The sequence below is a fragment of the Pseudomonas sp. GW821-FHT04C07 genome (genome assembly GCF_059420325.1).
In genome coordinates this window covers 350088-366834 of sequence record NZ_JBWKTM010000006.1, presented here as the reverse complement: position 1 = coordinate 366834, position 16747 = coordinate 350088, and the positions used below count along the sequence as shown (strand labels likewise).

Annotated in this window: 15 protein-coding genes and 1 pseudogene; 12 read left to right on the top strand and 4 right to left on the bottom strand. The window is 58.7% G+C overall.

The window, feature by feature from the left end:
- Positions 1 to 290 precede the first annotated feature (290 nt).
- From AC07UI_RS14295 to AC07UI_RS14245, 11 genes and pseudogenes are all read left to right on the top strand, one after another.
- Positions 291 to 839 carry a cupin domain-containing protein gene (locus AC07UI_RS14295; RefSeq protein ID WP_019689637.1) on the top strand — a complete coding sequence of 183 codons (549 nt, stop codon included), beginning with the start codon at positions 291 to 293 and terminating at the stop codon, positions 837 to 839.
- A 553-nt stretch (positions 840 to 1392) separates the two neighbouring features.
- On the top strand, positions 1393 to 3069 hold the full coding sequence (locus tag AC07UI_RS14290; protein ID WP_494993084.1) for an MFS transporter: 1677 nt from the start codon (positions 1393 to 1395) through the stop codon (positions 3067 to 3069).
- Positions 3059 to 3243, top strand: a pseudogene (locus tag AC07UI_RS14285) (hypothetical protein); the annotation flags it as partial. The gene AC07UI_RS14290 and the pseudogene AC07UI_RS14285, both read left to right, overlap by 11 nt.
- 254 nt (positions 3244 to 3497) lie before the next feature.
- Entirely contained in the window at positions 3498 to 4193 is a 696-nt protein-coding gene (locus AC07UI_RS14280; protein ID WP_494993083.1) for a tRNA (adenine(22)-N(1))-methyltransferase, read from the top strand.
- Positions 4194 to 4518: 325 nt separating this feature from the next.
- Positions 4519 to 5538, top strand: a complete 1020-nt coding sequence (locus AC07UI_RS14275) for a LacI family DNA-binding transcriptional regulator (RefSeq protein WP_494993082.1) — start codon at positions 4519 to 4521, stop codon at positions 5536 to 5538.
- Complete coding sequence (locus AC07UI_RS14270; protein WP_494993081.1) at positions 5522 to 6526, top strand: ABC transporter substrate-binding protein; 1005 nt, start codon at positions 5522 to 5524, stop codon at positions 6524 to 6526. The genes AC07UI_RS14275 and AC07UI_RS14270 overlap by 17 nt, the downstream gene beginning before the upstream one ends.
- A gap of 51 nt (positions 6527 to 6577) precedes the next feature.
- Positions 6578 to 7396: an ABC transporter permease gene (locus AC07UI_RS14265; protein WP_494993101.1), complete on the top strand. Its 819-nt coding sequence runs from the start codon at positions 6578 to 6580 to the stop codon at positions 7394 to 7396.
- Positions 7393 to 8187: an ABC transporter permease gene (locus AC07UI_RS14260; protein ID WP_494993080.1), complete on the top strand. Its 795-nt coding sequence runs from the start codon at positions 7393 to 7395 to the stop codon at positions 8185 to 8187. The genes AC07UI_RS14265 and AC07UI_RS14260 overlap by 4 nt, the downstream gene beginning before the upstream one ends.
- Positions 8184 to 9215: an ABC transporter ATP-binding protein gene (locus tag AC07UI_RS14255; RefSeq protein WP_494993079.1), complete on the top strand. Its 1032-nt coding sequence runs from the start codon at positions 8184 to 8186 to the stop codon at positions 9213 to 9215. Before AC07UI_RS14260 ends, AC07UI_RS14255 begins: the two co-directional genes overlap by 4 nt.
- Before the next feature lie 25 nt (positions 9216 to 9240).
- The gene (locus AC07UI_RS14250) at positions 9241 to 10074 is read left to right on the top strand and encodes a phosphodiesterase (RefSeq protein WP_494993078.1); all 834 of its coding nucleotides are present in this window, start codon (positions 9241 to 9243) and stop codon (positions 10072 to 10074) included.
- A 192-nt stretch (positions 10075 to 10266) separates the two neighbouring features.
- Complete coding sequence (locus tag AC07UI_RS14245) at positions 10267 to 11586, top strand: OprD family porin (RefSeq protein WP_494993077.1); 1320 nt, start codon at positions 10267 to 10269, stop codon at positions 11584 to 11586.
- 232 nt (positions 11587 to 11818) lie between these two features.
- Here the strand turns inward: AC07UI_RS14245 and AC07UI_RS14240 are convergent, their stop codons facing one another.
- Entirely contained in the window at positions 11819 to 12220 is a 402-nt protein-coding gene (locus AC07UI_RS14240) for a hypothetical protein (protein ID WP_494993076.1), read from the bottom strand.
- Between the two features lie 374 nt (positions 12221 to 12594).
- Here AC07UI_RS14240 and AC07UI_RS14235 point away from each other — a divergent pair, with 374 nt between their 5' ends.
- Positions 12595 to 13053, top strand: coding sequence for a metallophosphoesterase family protein (locus AC07UI_RS14235; protein ID WP_494993075.1), 459 nt, complete (start codon positions 12595 to 12597; stop codon positions 13051 to 13053).
- A gap of 38 nt (positions 13054 to 13091) precedes the next feature.
- Here AC07UI_RS14235 and AC07UI_RS14230 read toward each other — a convergent pair whose 3' ends face one another.
- From AC07UI_RS14230 to AC07UI_RS14220, 3 genes are read right to left on the bottom strand one after another with little or no spacing between them, the layout of a single operon-like run.
- Entirely contained in the window at positions 13092 to 14630 is a 1539-nt protein-coding gene (locus tag AC07UI_RS14230; protein WP_494993074.1) for an MDR family MFS transporter, read from the bottom strand.
- Positions 14623 to 15828: an HlyD family secretion protein gene (locus tag AC07UI_RS14225; RefSeq protein ID WP_494993073.1), complete on the bottom strand. Its 1206-nt coding sequence runs from the start codon at positions 15826 to 15828 to the stop codon at positions 14623 to 14625. Before AC07UI_RS14225 ends, AC07UI_RS14230 begins: the two co-directional genes overlap by 8 nt.
- Positions 15821 to 16285 carry a MarR family winged helix-turn-helix transcriptional regulator gene (locus AC07UI_RS14220; protein ID WP_494993072.1) on the bottom strand — a complete coding sequence of 155 codons (465 nt, stop codon included), beginning with the start codon at positions 16283 to 16285 and terminating at the stop codon, positions 15821 to 15823. Before AC07UI_RS14220 ends, AC07UI_RS14225 begins: the two co-directional genes overlap by 8 nt.
- Positions 16286 to 16747: the final 462 nt, after the last annotated feature.

Below are 16747 nucleotides of genomic sequence, written 5' to 3'. Positions count from 1 at the left end.
AAGCGGCGGAAGAGTCAGATGGGGATAAGAGACAAGTCAGCATTGATGTCGCCTGACACACCGCTATCGCGAGCAGGCTCGCTCCCACAATTTGCGGGTCTGAACTGACTGGCAGCAGGCCCAACGGCCTTTTTACCCAGCCGTTTATCGAAGCTGCTGAGCAACACGAACAAACGTGATTTAATACCCGCCTTTCACGTTTCTGGGACAGGGAAGCGGTGTTTTTCGCGGCCAAAAGTCGCCCGCCATCCACCCCCATAACCCTTAAGTATTTATCGCATAAGGCTGTCATGGACACGGGCTCACGACTCAAATTAGTACGCGAAAGCTACAAGCTGTCCCAGCGCGAGCTGGCCCGGCGTAGCGGCGTCACCAATGCCACCATCTCCCTGATCGAACAAAATCGAGTCAGTCCTTCTGTCAGTTCCCTGAAAAAGCTCCTCGAAAGCATTCCCATGTCTTTGGCGGACTTCTTCACCTTCGATCAACCGCCCCAAGAGCACAAATACGTCTTCCGCGCCAACGAGCAGCCCGACCTGGGCCGTGATGGCCTGCGTCTTTTGTTGATTGGCGCTTCGGTGCCGAGCCGGCAGATGCGGCTTTTGCGCGAACAGTACGCGCCTGGGGCCAGTTCTGGCGAAGAGCCGATTGTGCATGCGGAAGGGGAGGAGTGCGGGCTAGTCACTCGTGGCACGGTTGAGTTGACGGTGGATGGGCAGATCAGTGTGCTGAATGCCGGGGATGGGTATTACTTTCCGACGACGCTGCCGCATCGGTTTCGGAATATCGGGGCGGATGAGGCTGAAATCATCAGTGCCAACACCCCGGCGAACTTCTGATGTGAAAGCGGCGGGGCGCAGCTTTCGACTGTGGATTCAACCGGTCGATGCAACGCAACTAAATTCTGTGTAAGCAGAAGAAGTGCGACGATGCGCTTGTTCATGACTCGAGTGAAGTTTGCCATGACCCTCCGGATAGCGGGGCGACGCCTCTGGTTGATCTTTACCGGCAAGCTCCGCGCCCCATCTACGTAGACGAACGAGGGGGCATGAAATCGACAGTGCCGAGGCTGATTTGCCTAACGCCCGAATTAAACCGAAGTTCCAGACGATGGTCGCCCCGAAGAAATAGGCATCAGCGGGACGCCACCCAGACGCTTCGCGTGAGATCTCGCAGGTCTGAATAGCAATTCGACAGTGCGTCAGCCTGGGTTTGAGAGGGATGGCGAGTGGATATATGCGCGAAGGTGATTATGCTTCAAGGAAGGCCGTCAGCCTGTTTCGATGCTTCGCGCAATCCATAATCCGATGATATCAGCCCTAGGGCCTGGGTGCGGCAAAGAAAGGCAGTGTGGTACTCCGGCCTACGACAAGATCAAGACGGAGAAGACTCATGGCCGTAATCGACAATACATCCACGGGCAGCATGCCCCACCGCGGGATCACCAAGGAGGAGCGCAAGGTCATTTTCGCCTCGTCCCTGGGCACCGTGTTCGAGTGGTATGACTTTTACCTTTACGGCTCCCTCGCCGCGATCATCGCCAAGCACTTCTTCGCCGGGGTCAATGAGACAACGTCCTTCATCTTCGCGCTGCTGGCGTTCGCCGCGGGTTTCGCCGTACGCCCCTTCGGCGCCGTCGTGTTCGGCCGACTGGGCGACATGATCGGGCGCAAGCATACCTTCCTCATTACCATTGTCATCATGGGTACCTCCACTGCTGTGGTGGGCTTTCTGCCCGGCTACGCGACCATCGGGGTGGCGGCGCCGGTCATCCTGATCACCCTGCGCCTGCTGCAAGGCCTGGCCCTGGGCGGTGAGTACGGCGGCGCGGCGACCTACGTGGCCGAACATGCGCCGAAAGGCAAGCGCGGCTACTTCACCTCATGGATCCAGACCACCGCGACCCTCGGCCTGTTTCTCTCGCTGCTGGTGATACTTGCCTGCCGCACCATTCTCGGCACCGAAGCCTTCGAAGCCTGGGGCTGGCGGATTCCGTTCCTGCTGTCGATCCTGCTGCTGATCGTCTCGGTGTATATCCGCTTGCAGCTTAGCGAGTCGCCGGTGTTCATGAAAATGAAAGCCGAAGGCAAGTCCTCCAAGGCACCGCTGACCGAATCCTTCGCCCGCTGGGACAACCTCAAGATAGTGATCATGGCGCTGCTCGGCGGCACTGCCGGCCAGGCCGTGGTCTGGTATACCGGGCAGTTCTATGCGCTGTTCTTCCTGCTGCAAACGCTCAAGATCGACCCGCAGACCGCCAACTTGCTGATTGCCGGCTCCCTGCTGATCGGCACGCCGTTCTTCGTCGTGTTCGGCAGCCTGTCCGACCGCATCGGCCGTAAGGGGATCATCATGGCCGGCTGCATCCTCGCGGCGCTGACCTACTTCCCGATCTTCCATGCGTTGACCGAATTCGGTAACCCCGACGTGTTCATTGCGCAGGAGAAGAACCCGGTTACTGTGGTCGCCGATCCCGGCCAATGCTCGTTCCAGTTCGACCCGGTGGGCAAGGCCAAATTCACCAGCTCCTGCGACCTCGCCAAGAGCCTGCTGGCGAAAAAGGCCATCCCCTACGCCAACGAGAAGACCGAGCCGGGTGCCGTCGCGCAAATCCGCATCGGCGACAAACTGATCCCGAGCTTCGAAGGTACCGGCATGCCGGCCGCCGACTTCAAGACCCGCAACGACGCCTTCACCGTCACCCTCGGCACCGCCCTCAAGGACGCCGGCTACCCCGAGAAGGCCGCCCCGGCCAAGACCAACTACCCGATGGTGCTGTTGCTCCTGACCATTCTGGTGATCTACGTGACCATGGTCTACGGCCCGATTGCCGCCTGGCTGGTGGAGCTCTTCCCGGCGCGCATCCGCTACACCTCGATGTCGCTGCCCTACCACATCGGCAATGGCTGGTTCGGCGGCTTTCTGCCTACGGTGGCGTTCGCCATGGTGGCGGCCACGGGTGATATCTACTACGGGCTGTGGTACCCCATCGTCATCGCCGTGATGACGGCCATTCTTGGCACGTTCTTCCTGCCGGAAACCAAGGACCGGGAAATTCATCACACATAAGGCTGGCACCCGCCCTCTCCCGTGGGGGAGAGGGCAATCCTCCTACCTGCTGGTGACTGGCAATTACTGGGCCCCACCCTAAGCGACGGTGCACTGCGCAAGTTTGTGCTGCACCTCCAACCACTGGGCTACACGCCGCTTCAGATCGCCGCGCTGTTCCTGCTCACAGACCTTCGCGAATGTCAGATATTGCCGATGCTGCCTGTCGCGATGGGCAGCTATCGACCCTTTGCAGCCTCTCAGGCTCCGCAAAGGTCGTCCAAAAGCGGCCAATAACCAGGGTTCGCTTTGGGCCGATACGCAAGCGGCAGGTACGGGTCGAGCCATGGCCCTGGTTGCATAAATTTGAAATGCACAGCGTTGCTCGACAGAATCACGCCCCAATCCGGCCATAGGTGCCGGACGTTCGTGGTGAAAAGGGGCTGCAGTTGAACGAACAGACATTGTCCATGCGCCTGGAGCGCGTGGCGGGGCATGTGCCAGCAGGTGCGCGCCTGGCCGATATCGGCTCGGATCACGGCTACCTGCCGGTGGCGTTGATGCGCCGTGGCGCCATCGCGGCGGCGGTGGCCGGCGAGGTGGCATTGACGCCGTTCCGCTCGGCCGAACGCACCGTGCGCGAGAGCGGCCAAGACCTGCGGATCACCGTGCGCCTGGCCAATGGCCTGGCGGCGATCGAGCCGGGAGACGGGATCACGGCGATCAGCATCTGCGGCATGGGCGGCGAGACGATCCGCGACATCCTCGACAGCGGCAAGGCGCATCTGAGCGGCCAGGAGCGCCTGATTCTGCAGCCCAACGGCGGCGAGCAGCCACTGCGCCAATGGCTGATGGAAAATGGCTACCGCATCCTCTGCGAGGAAGTGCTGCGGGAAAACCGCTTCGACTACGAAATCATCGTCGCCGAGCGCGCCGGGCCTGTGATGTACACCGCCGAGGAGTTGTACTTCGGCCCGCTGCAGATGCAGGCACGCAGCCCGGCGTTCCTGGTCAAGTGGCAGCGGATGCTGAGCCAGAAACAGCAGACCCTGGCAAACTTCGCCCGGGCGCGGCAGGCCGTGCCCGAGGAGAAGGTTCAGGACGTCGCTCGGCAGGCCCGATGGATCACCGAGCTGCTGGCTTGAGCCCGGTCCAGGGTTTGTATGAAAAGTCGCCGAGCGGCGATCAGGCAAGGCGAAGACAGGCGAGGAACGGCCGGGGTCGCGCTCGACTTTACTGGTTGTAAATGAGCATTCCGATCGGACTCGCGCACGAGCCTGTTTTCAACGCAGCATGATCGCTCGAATAAGTGTGCTGGTGGTCGAAGACAGGCACGAAGTTCGGGCATCAACCATGCTGCTCAGTCTATGAACGTCGTTTCTGACATCTAAACGTCATCTACTCATCTCGGGAATGCCATGTTTCCTGAGTACTGTTCTCGCAAATGAGATCGATCTCAAGCGAGTGACAATGACTGATTTGAAAGAGGTTGCGCGGTTGGCAGGTGTTTCGCGGGCGACCGCCGCGCGAACCTTTGCCTCCCCCGAAGTGGTGCGTCCGGCCACCCGAGAGCAAGTATTCGCCGCTGCGCGTCAGCTGGGTTTTCGGCCTAATCGCCTCGGCCGCCAACTACGCTTGCAAACCACCAACCTGATCGGTGTGGTGGTGCCCAATCTGCTCAACCCGGTGTTCGCCGAGCAATTTCAGGCGATGGAGCAGGCTGCACGCTTACACGGTTACAACCTGTTGCTGGCAACTACCGACTACAGCAGCGAGCGCGAAAGCGCGGTGGTTGAGGAGTTGTTGCGGCAGAGGGTCGATGGTCTGGTCCTCACCGTGACCGACGCCGAGAGCAACCGCGTGCTGCAAAGCCTTGCCAGCGAAGACACGCCTTTTGTGCTGGCCTATCACCAGCCCGACAATCCTGACTACAGCGCCGTATCGGTGGATAACCGCGCAGGCATGGCGCTCGCCACCCGTTATCTGCTGGAAACGGGACACTTGCAGATCGGCATGGTCGCCGGTCCAGCCTTGCAGTCCGACCGCTCTCGCCTGCGTTACGCCGGTTATTGCGACGCTATGCGTGAGGCGGGCCTCGACAGCCTGCCGGTGATCGAAATGCCCGCCCATACCCAGGCTGACTTCGCCGCCATCGAGCCGTTACTGCACGGCCCGCAGGCACCCAGTGCGCTGGTCTGCTCCAACGACTTGCTGGCGATCAGTCTGATCGCGGAACTGCGGCGCAACGGCTGGAACGTGCCTGGGCAGCTCTCGGTCATTGGCTTTGACGGCATCGCCCTCGGCACTCAGATGCACCCGACGCTGTGCAGCGTCGTTCAACCCATCGAGGCGCTGGCTTGCACCGTGATCGATCAATTACTGGCGCAGATCGCTGGCGCCGCACCGGTTTCCCATTGCCTGCCTTGCCTTATCCGGCCGGGCGAAAGTACTCAACCCTACGAGGAGACGCTTGATGATCCGCTTCAGTAAAACCCTGGCGGCGTTGTTGCTATACGGCGTGGCCAGCCTGGCCCAAGCCGCCGAAACGGCGATTTGCTACAACTGCCCTCCGGAATGGGCGGACTGGGGCGCACAGCTCAAGGCGATTGCCGACACCACCGGCGTGCAGGTCCCGCTGGACAATAAGAATTCCGGCCAGTCATTGGCGCAACTGGTAGCCGAAAAAGCCGCACCGGTGGCTGACGTGGTGTATTACGGCGTGACGTTCGGTTTGCAGGCGCAAAAAGCCGGGGTGGTCGGCACTTATAAGCCGAAGGGTTGGGACCAGATTCCAGCGGGCTTGAAGGACCCTGAGGGGCACTGGTTTGCGATTCACTCCGGCACCCTGGGCATCATGGTCAACGTCGATGCGCTGGGTGGCCTGCCGGTTCCACAAAGCTGGGCCGACCTGCTCAAACCCCAATACAAAGGCATGGTTGGTTATCTTGATCCGTCCAGCGCCTTCGTGGGTTACGTCTCTGCCGTGGCCATCAACCAGGCCATGGGTGGCACCCTGGATAACTTCGCACCCGCCATTGATTACTTCCAAAAACTGGCGAAAAACTCGCCCATCGTGCCCAAGCAGACGGCTTATGCGCGGGTGCTGTCCGGCGAGTTGCCGATTCTGGTCGATTACGACTTCAACGCTTATCGCGCTCGCTACAAGGACAACGCCAACGTCGCGTTCGTGATTCCCAAGGAAGGCAGCATCAGCGTGCCTTACGTGATGAGCATGGTCGGCAACGCCCCGCATCGGGCCAACGCCGAGAAGGTGTTGGATTTTGTCTTGTCCGATCAAGGCCAGGCGCTGTGGGCCAAAGCGTACCTGCGACCAGTGCGGGCGATGAAGATGCCTGCCAACGTCGCCGCGCAGTTCCTGCCGGACAGCGACTATGCCCGGGCCGGCGTAGTCAATTACGAACACATGGCGGCGGTGCAGGAAGCCTTCTCCGCGCGTTATCTGAGTGAGGTCAAGTAAGTGACGGCTTCGCAAGTAAAAGCTCAGGAAGGCAGGTCGGGTCGGGCCATCGTGCCGCGCTTGCGGCCGACCGCTGCCTGGGCGCTGGCGCCGGCAGCAGCGGTGCTGTTCGCGTTCTGGTTATTGCCGCTGGCGCACCTGATCGTGCTGGGTGGACAAAGCCGCGACGGCAGCGACAGCGGTTATTGGCAGGTGCTGACCAGCGCGCAATATCTGGGCAGTCTGGCGCAGACCTGCATTCTTGCCCTCGTGGTGACCCTTGCGGCGCTGCTGGTGGGCGGCATCAGTGGTGTGTTTCTGGCTCGCCAGCGCTTCTTCGGCCGCTCGGCACTGGTCGCCTTGTTGACCTTCCCACTGGCGTTTCCCGGCGTGGTGGTCGGCTTTCTGGTGATTCTGCTGGCCGGTCGTCAGGGGTTGTTCGCCACGCTTGGCCTCGAGCTGGCGGGGGAGCGCTGGATTTTTGCCTACTCGTTGACAGGGTTGTTCATCGGCTATCTGTACTTCTCGATTCCGCGGGTGATCCTCACGGTGATGGCGGCTTGCGAAAGCCTGGATCGTAGCCTGGAAGAAGCAGCCCATTCACTGGGGGCGGGTCATTGGCGAGTGGTCTGCGATGTCATAGTGCCCGGCCTGGCGCCGGCATTGGTCTCATGTGGGGCTATCTGTTTCGCGACCTCCATGGGCGCATTCGGTACGGCCTTCACCTTGGGCACTCGGCTGAACGTGACCCCGGTGGCGATCTACAACGTGTTCACCAATTACGCCAACTTCGCCGTGGCCGCTGCACTGTCGGTGGTGTTGGGTGCGGTGACCTGGGCCGTACTGTTGCTGGCCCGGCGGCTGGTCAAACAATCGGGGACTGTCTTGTGAAACGCTCAACGCTGTTTGTCGGGCAACTGGCTTTTACCTTGCTGGTTTGCGCCTTCATGTTGGTGCCCGTGCTGATGTCGCTGCTGGCCGGGCTGACGCGCAATTATTTCGTGGGCCTGTCCAGCGGACTTACATTCGACTGGCTGATACAGGTTTGGCAGACCTACTCACCAACCGTCTGGCTATCCCTGCAACTGGCAGCGGCCTGCGCGCTATGTGTCTGCGTGATTGGTGTACCGGCGGCTTACGCGCTGGTGCGGATGGACAATCGCTTCAGCCGCGCGTTCGAAGAGTTGATGGTACTGCCCGTGGCGATGCCAGGTCTGGCCAGCGCTTTGGCGTTGCTGCTCACCTATGGTCAGTTCGGTGAGTTTCGTAGCAGCTGGGTGTTCATTCTCGTCGGCCATGTGCTGTTCACGCTGCCATTTCTGGTGCGCCCGGTGATGGCAGTGATGCAACGTCAGCACCTGCCAACGCTGGAGGAAGCGGCGGCCAGCCTTGGCGCCGGGCCGATCCGGCGTTTCTTCAGCGTGGTGGTGCCCAACTGCCGGGCGGGGATTCTCGCCGGGGCGTTGATGGTCGTCACCCTGTCGTTGGGCGAGTTCAACCTGACCTGGATGCTTCACACCCCGATGACCAAGACATTGCCGGTAGGCTTGGCCGACAGCTATGCCTCGGCCAGGCTGGAAGTCGCCAGCGCCTATACCCTCATATTCCTGTTGATGATCGTGCCGCTGCTCATTGCGTTGCAGGCCATCAGCGCCCGTCTTTCCCGTGGAGAGAGTCGATGACCGGAACCACCATTCGCCTGGAGGGTTGCCGCAAGGCGTTCTCTGACGGCACCGTTGCTGTGCATGATCTGAATCTGACCATCGAAGCCGGGGAAACCTTGGCGATTCTCGGCCCGTCCGGTTGCGGCAAAACCACCACCTTGCGCATGATCGCCGGTCTGGAACGCCCGGACGCAGGTCATATATTTTTTGGCGACCGCGAGGTCACGCGTCTGCCCATCGAGCGTCGCAACGTGGGCATGGTGTTCCAGAACTACGCGCTGTTTCCAAATCTGGATGTGGCCGACAACATCGTTTATGGCCTGAAAATTCGCGGCCTGTCGCCCGCTGAACGCAACAAGCGTTGCTCGGAGTTGCTGGAGCTGGTCGGCCTGCACGATCACGGCAAGCGCAGCATTCACGAGTTGTCCGGCGGCCAGCGCCAGCGTGTCGCACTGGCCCGCGCGCTGGCACCCCGGCCGCGGGTGTTGCTGCTCGACGAACCCTTGGCGGCGCTGGATGCTCAGTTGCGTGAACGCTTGCGCAGTGAGCTGGATAAACTGTTACGCGGCTTGGGAATCACCTCGGTATTCGTTACCCACGATCAAGGCGAAGCCATGGCACTGGGGGATCGCATACTGGTCATGGAGCACGGCCGCGTCGCGCAATTGGCCAGCCCGCGGGAAATCTATCAGCAGCCGGCCAACGCTTTCGTCGCCAGTTTTGTTGGCAACCTCAATGCGTTTTCGGTGATCGAGCGCACGACCCATGGCTTGAAAGTCAGCGGCGGCGAACTCCCATGGCATGGCGCCAATCTGCCCGCCACGGTGTATTGCCGCCCCGAACATTTGCGGGTGATGGACAGTCAAGGCCATCTGCGCGGACGTCTGGTGGGTCAGTTTTTCCAGGGCGCCCAAAGCCGCCTGTTGGTGGACGTCGACGCCGCACAGCCGTTGTTGGTGGACAGCACCGACGACGTCATTCACGCGCCCGGCGCCCTGATTGCCCTGGCCATAGAGCCGCAAGCCCTGTTCACCCTGCATTCGTGATGCTGTTGTTTTCAGAGAACTTATTTTGAACTGTCCGTTTCTCATTGCGCAGATCAGCGATCTGCACCTTAAAGCCGGTCAAAGACTGACTTATGGCGTCGTCGATACCCTTGGCGCGTTGCGTCGTGCTGTCGATCATTTGAATGCCAGCCATCCGCGTCCCGACATCGTGGTGATCAGTGGCGACCTGGTGGACTTCGGTCGTCCTGCTGAATATGCCGTGCTGCATCCCGAACTGGCGCGCCTGCACATGCCTTGCTACCTCGTGCCCGGCAACCACGACAATCGCGAGCATTTGCTGGCGGCATTTGCCGATCATGCTTACTTGCCGATGTCGGCCAGCGCACCACTGGATTGGGTGGTTGAGGAGTATCCGGTGCGCCTGATCGGTCTGGACACGACGATCCCTGGCGCCCATGGCGGTCAGTTGCTGGACAGCCAGTTGCTCTGGCTCGATGAACAACTGGCATGTCGTCCCGATGTACCGACGCTATTGGTTCTGCATCACCCGCCGTTTATCAGCGGTATCGGCCATATGGACCGCGAGCCGTTCATCAATGCGGCGGCGCTGGAGCAGCTCATCGCCCGTCACCCGCAGGTGGAGCGCTTACTGTGCGGGCATTTGCACCGGCCGATGCAACGGCGTTTCGGTGGCAGCCTGAGTTGTGTGTGCCCCGGTACTTCCCATCAGATCGTGCTGGATCTACAGGAAGCTGCTGCGGCGCATTTCAATCTGGAGCCGGCCGGGTATCTCTTGCATCGCTGGCATGCGCAACAGGGGTTGATCACCCATAACGCGGTGTTCGGTGAATATCCGGGGCCGTATCCGTTTTATGACGCTCATGGATTGATCGACTGATCACACAGGGACTTTCAAGGCGCTTTTCTGCCGGGTTTCTTCGGAGGTCGTAACGACTATCTCTTTCTGTGTGTTGGTGAAGTTTTTCTCGATGATTGTTTAGCGCACTGGTCAATTCGCTGATTGGCCGGATGCTTTCTGCTGTCTTTTCAATGTGCCCGGAACATAGGTCCCGCGCTGGAGTTCGTCCCGATGAAAGCCACGTTTCAAGTATTAAGTTTTTTGACCGGCGGCCTGAGTATGGCCATGAGCCCGTTGGCCTCTGCTGATTTCATTAAAGACAGCAAAGCCCAGTTGGGCTTGCGCAACTTCTACTTCAACAACGATAACCGCGACGGTGCCGCCGCGCCTTCGAAGACCGAAGAGTGGGGGCAGGCCTTCATGCTCAATTATCAATCCGGGTTTACCGACGGCACCGTGGGGTTCGGCGTGGATGCTATTGGCCTGCTGGGATTGAAGCTCGACAGCGGCACGGGTCGTCATGTCGGCGGCTCGATGTTTCCCAGCGACGGCGACAAGGCCGTGGACCAATGGGGTCGTGTCGGTGCGACGGCGAAGATGCGTTTCTCCAGGACCGAACTGCGTTACGGCACCTTACAACCGAAATTGCCGATTCTGGTCTCCAACGATGGCCGTCTGTTGCCTCAAACCTTCGAGGGCGGGCAGGTCACCAGCAATGAAATCGATAACCTGACCTTCACCGCCGGCCAACTTGAACACGCCACCGGGCGTGCTTCCAGCGATAGTGCAGGTCTGGCCGTTGCGGGCGGCACGCAGGAAAGCAATAAATTTACCTTTGCCGGTGGCGATTACAAACTAACGAAGGATCTGACCGCTCAGTATTACTACGCCAATCTCGAAGACTATTACCAACAGCACTTCGCTGGTTTGCTGCATGTGTTGCCGCTCGGTGAATACGGTTCGCTGAAAACCGACCTGCGTTATTTCAAGACCACGTCCGATGGCAAGAACAGCAGTGCGGCCGGTCGCGCCAGTGGTTTTAAGTTCAGCGGTTTCACCAAAGGCGGTACCGGTGAAATCGACAATGATACCTGGAGCGCGGCGTTCATTTATTCGTTGGGCGGCCATGCGATTACGGCGGGCTATCAGAGCGTTTCCGATAACAGCAACTTTGCGCAACTCAATCAGGGTGGCCTGGTCGATAAAGGAGAGGCAGGTGCCAGTCTTTATCTTTACACCGACCGCACCATTCAGACCTTCATCCAGGCGGGTGAGCGGACCGCGTTCGCGCAGTATGCCTACGACTTCGCTGCTCTGGGTGCTCCAGGCTTGAAGGCATCGGTGATGTACCTCAAGGGCGACAATATTCAGACTGCCAGCGGCAAGGACGCAAGCGAATGGGAGCGCGATATCTCTCTGGACTATGTGATCCAGAGCGGTGCGTTGAAGAACGTCGGTTTCGGCTGGCGGAACGCGATGTCCCGAAGTGATATCGCCCGCGACCAGGACCAGAATCGCCTGATCGTGAGCTATACAATTCCATTGATGTAAGGCGTAAAAGTTATTTACGAAACCCAGGAGCGCGAATTTATCTGACAGGCGTTGATTTGCCCTTAAAGCGAGCGACTGCTTTTGGCCGATTTCTGCCTGTCACCAATGGCCGCAGTCGACCCGAAGCAGACGGTGGTCACCTGCCGATATTGGCCAGAAAAGGCCATTCGATCCGTCTACGAAAATGGGGACGATTCATAGAGTTGTCGTGGTTGAGTATTTAATCAGTGAATTATTCTTGGTAAGTGGTGTTATTTTTAATTATTGCAGTGGATTGGGTTTCGATTGCACTGCACTTAATTAGGTTTTTGGCTAGGAAGTCTACAACCTGCACTTTCTCTTTTAAAGATAAAGCATCGGTGGCTTGGCGTTGAATTTCTTTGTTCAGGTTCTCTGTTAGCGTTTCATATGAAGAGCTGAGCTGGTGTGATAGGGCGTAATGTGTGCTGAATTTAGATTCATACTCTTTCTTGGCTTCTGGCTTGATCAATACTTGTGCGGCCGCATAAAACGCAGCGCAGCTTGTGTTAGCCATTGCAAGAGGTTCAAGACTCAAGCCTTTTTGATCCGCTGACACGTTGTGAGTAATTGCTGAAAGTGAAATTAAAATTATCTTCAGATGCTTGCGTTTCATGTCTTTGGATCCGGTATAACTACAAATAGGCCCTAAATGGGGCAAAAAACGCTTTCGTGGACTTGGTGGATAACATTCCTTGTTTCCTGCCTAGGCTGGGTTTTGCAGCGGTCCGATGACCACATAAGGGAGTTATACACCATGGCTGGAAAGCCACGGTTACTCTCGCAGATGCACGAGCAAATTCAGCTTAAACACTACTCGATTCGCTTTGCGCGAGTCTACTGCGACTGTCCGCTCCTGGCCGGAAGCAGACGTAGGCTGAACGTCCGTTGCTTCTGGCCGAACGCAGCCCGTAGAGAAGATCTCGCGCATCACAGAAATTTGTCACATTACACTGTGGTCAACTTACTGAGCTTGCTCTGGTGAATGGCATGAAAGTTGGCGTTATTTCCGATACTCATGGATTGCTTCGCCCCGAAGCCCTTGCTGCCCTGGCGGGATGTGAGCAGATCATTCATGCCGGGGACATCGGTAGCCCCGAGATTCTTGGTCAACTGGCGTCTATAGCGTCATTACACGTCGTGCGTGGGAACAATGATCAAGAGGCTCCGTGGGCAGCCAATCTCCCTGATCTTCTGCGTTTCGACGTCAACGGATGGCCAGCGCTGTTGGTACATGACATTGCCGATCTCCCGATCGAACTGGATACAGGCATCAAGCTGGTGATCACCGGCCACTCCCACAAGCCACGGATAGAATGGCGTGGGGAACAGCTATTTCTCAATCCTGGTAGCGCGGGACGGCGACGCTTCAAGTTGCCAGTGACCCTGGCTCTGCTTGAGATAACTCCAACCTCAGTTGAGCCTCTACTGATCCACTTATTGGAGTGAAGAGCGAGGGGTTGCCATCGAACCCACGCGGACTTGATCTATTCCATGACCGGTGCGGGTTCTTCATTCGCCTGAATTTTTGGGGCTTTGATAATCAGCAGCAGCGGCATGACCGCCAGTGACAGCACCATCAGCAGCTTGAAGTCATCCACGTAAGCAATCCAACTGGCCTGCACCGTGACCATTGCGTCCAGTGTTGCGCGTCCGGACGCGACCATCGGGTCCAGAAAGTGCTTGATCGGCCAGGCGTCGAAGGCCCGGTTGAAGGGCGTGACGTAGGCCCCTATTTCCGCGTGGTTGGCCTGGATGTTCTGCGTGAGCAGCACCGTCACGATAGAAATCCCGACGCTGGAGCCGACATTTCGCGACAGGCTGTAAAGCCCCGTGCCTTCTGCCCGCAAGGACGTTGGTAAGGTCGCGAAGGCAACCGTGGTCAAGGGCACAAACAGCATGCCCAGGCTGGTGCCTTGAATGAAGCCGACAACGATGATGGTTTGTATCGAGACATTGGGCGTCCAGCCCGTCATCAGCCACATCGACAGCGCTGACAAACCCAACCCCGTCAGCAGTAACAGGCGGGTATCGACTTTGCCCAGCAGTTGGCCGGCGAGGAACATGGTCAGCATCGTGCCCAACCCGCGTGGGCCCATCACCATGCCGGCGGTCAGCACCGGATAGCCCATCAGGGTTTGCAGGTAAGGGGTCATCAGCGCCAGCGAGGCCAGGTAGGTAATGCCGACGATAAAAATGAAAATGACGCTGATCGAAAAATTACGGTCCTTGAACAGCTTCGGGCTGATGAAGGGCGAATCAGTGGTGAAGGTATGGACCAGAAACACGTACGCGGCGACAGCGGCCACCACCGCTTCGATCAGGATTTCACCGCAAGAGAACCAGCCCAGTTGTTCACCTCGGTCCAGAAACAGTTGCAGGGCCATGATCGCTACGCTCAACGAACCAAAACCGAGCCAGTCCAGCCGTGACGAGGTGTCGGTCGACGTTTCGCTGACGTAATAGATGATCCCGGCCAGCGCCAGCAGACCAATGGGCAAATTGATGAAAAACACCCACCGCCAGCTGAAGTTCTCCGTCAGCCAGCCGCCGAGCATCGGGCCCAGCACTGGGCCGACCATGACCGACACACCAAACAGGGCCATGGCTGAACCGCGCTCTTTGAGGCTGTAGATATCCAGCAGAATGCCTTGGGACAACGGCACTAGCGCCGCACCCGCAAGCCCCTGCAGCAGACGGGCCAGGATGATTTCCTCCAGCGACTGCGCCAGGCCGCAAAGGATCGACGAGACGACGAAGCCGACAATCGCCCACAGCAGCACGCGTTTGCGCCCGAAGCGTCTGGCCAGGAAGGCAGAGGGCGGCGTCATGACGGCAGCGGCGACGATATAGGAGGTCAGCACCCAGTTGATCTGGTCCGAACTGGCCGAGATGCTGCCTTGCATGTAGGGCAGGGCGACGTTCGCAATGGTGGTGTCGAGCGCTTGCATGATCACGGCCAGCACGACGCAAGCGGTGATCATCCCGCGATGGGCCACCGGTTGCGTCGTTGCCGGATTACTCATGGGCGGGGGCCTTGCTCGCAAACAGCCCCGAGAACATGGACGGAAGGCCGCGCGCCGAACCTGTATCAATCTGCGCTTCCACACTCATGCCGGTGCGTAGCGGCGGTTTTTGTCCGGCATCATCGATGCTGATGCGCACGGGGATCCGTTGCACGACCTTGACCCAGTTGCCCGTGGTGTTTTGCGCAGGCAGCAACGAGAAGCTTGAACCCGACGCCGGGCTGATGCTTTCGACGGTGCCGTGCCACCAGACGCCGGGGTAACTGTCGACACTGATATCCACGGGTTGACCGGGCTTCATGTGGGTCAGTTCCGTTTCCTTGGGTGACGCGGCGACCCACAGGTGATCATCCGACACCAGGCTGATGCCTGATTGTGGTGGTTGTAGATAGGAACCGACTTGCAGCGAATCAACGTTGGTCACGACACCGTCGAACGACGCCCTGACGACTGAGTTGTTCAGGTTGCGCTGCGCTTCGTCGACGGCGGCCTGGGCCTGTAGATACGTGGATTGTTGTTCGACGGGTGTCTCGATATGCCCACCCAATTGGGCCAGCACCATTTGTGCGGTGGCCTTGGCAACGGCGATTTTTTGCCGGGTGCTGTCCAGTGCGTGCTTGGCATCGTCGTAGTTGGTTTTGGACACCGCAGAAACGCTGACCAGGGTTTGCTGACGCTGGAAGCTGGCCTGGTAGTACGCGAGGTCGATTTGTGCCTGATCGATTTCGGCCAGCGCCTGGTTGTAGTTGGCCTTGAGGTTGAGGATCTGATTGCGCACGTTGTCCCGTTGCGCCTTGGCACTCGCCAACGCTATCTGAAACGGCTCCGGTTTCAGGGTGAACAGTATTTGACCTTTGACGACCCGCTGATTGTCTTTGACATCCACCGAGGCGACCAGGCCCGAGACATCCGTGGAAACGCCGACATGATCAGCCTGTATGTAGGCATTGTCGGTGGAAATGATCTGCCCGCCTGTCACGTACAGGTAACCGGCGACCAGAAGCGCCACGGGCAACAATGTAAAGAGAGCTTTGCGTACAAGCTGCCGTTTTGGACGGGCAGGGGAAGCACTGCTCTGGCTGCTGTCGGTTTGCCCAAGGTCTGGTTTGCGCGCCTCGGTTGAAGCGGGGCCTTCCAGTCGTGAGGTCACGGGCAGCACAGGAGTCTGTGCAGGTGACTTCAGGCGTTGATCAGCCATGGCGGCGCGTCTCGTCGTCGATGGGAAGACTGCAGGCTTCGATCAGGTTGGACCTCATCCGCTTCATCATTTGCAGCAGCAGTTGTTCTTCCTCTTCAGAGAATCCGTTCGTGGCCTCCAGGCGTGTCGATCGGCCCATGTCACGCATGAGTTCCAGAAGCGGATGAGCCTGCTCCGTCAAAAAAAGCAGGGACAGGCGTCGGTCCGTAGGATGCCGGCGCCGTTCAAGCAGTCCGCGTTCCTCCATTTTGTCCAGCAGACGCACAAGGGTGATCGACTCCAGCTCCAGTAAATCCGCGAGGCCTTTTTGATGGATCCCCTCGTTCTTCGACAACATGGCCAGTACTTGCCACTGCGAGCGGGTGAGGCCGACATGCCGCGCCCGCTGCTCAAATCGCTTGCGCATCAACCGGGCGCTGTCATGCAGGGCAAAACCAAGTGTCAATGTGTCAGTCATGTCGAGGTCTGCGGCTAAGAAGTTACCTCATCATAGTTTAGCTTGTGATTAGCGTGCTATCTAAATGTGCGGATTGTTCGACAAGATCGGCCGAAATCAGTCATTCCGGCAGGTTGAGCCTCAGCAGTGCCAGCTGCCTGGCCCGTGCCTTTCGCCGATGGCAAAACAACACCCCCGGGAATGATCGGCGGCAAATACTTGGCTGAAGGCTGAAGGCTGAAACCGGGAATTGGGTTGCGCAATGGATGAGCAAGTGTCGGCGCAGATGTTCGTTTGGTGCCTGCTTCTGGTCGATAGTTGCCTTTCGCGAAGGGCTGCTATCGACCCAGGCTGTGTGAAAACGCATGCACCGTTTTGAAGTCTGCGTTGCTACGTAAAATCTGCCAGCGTTTGGTTAATCAGCAGACCTGAAATTTGCGTAGGAACGTGATTTTCGTTCCGGTCCTGACTGTCAAACCCGCT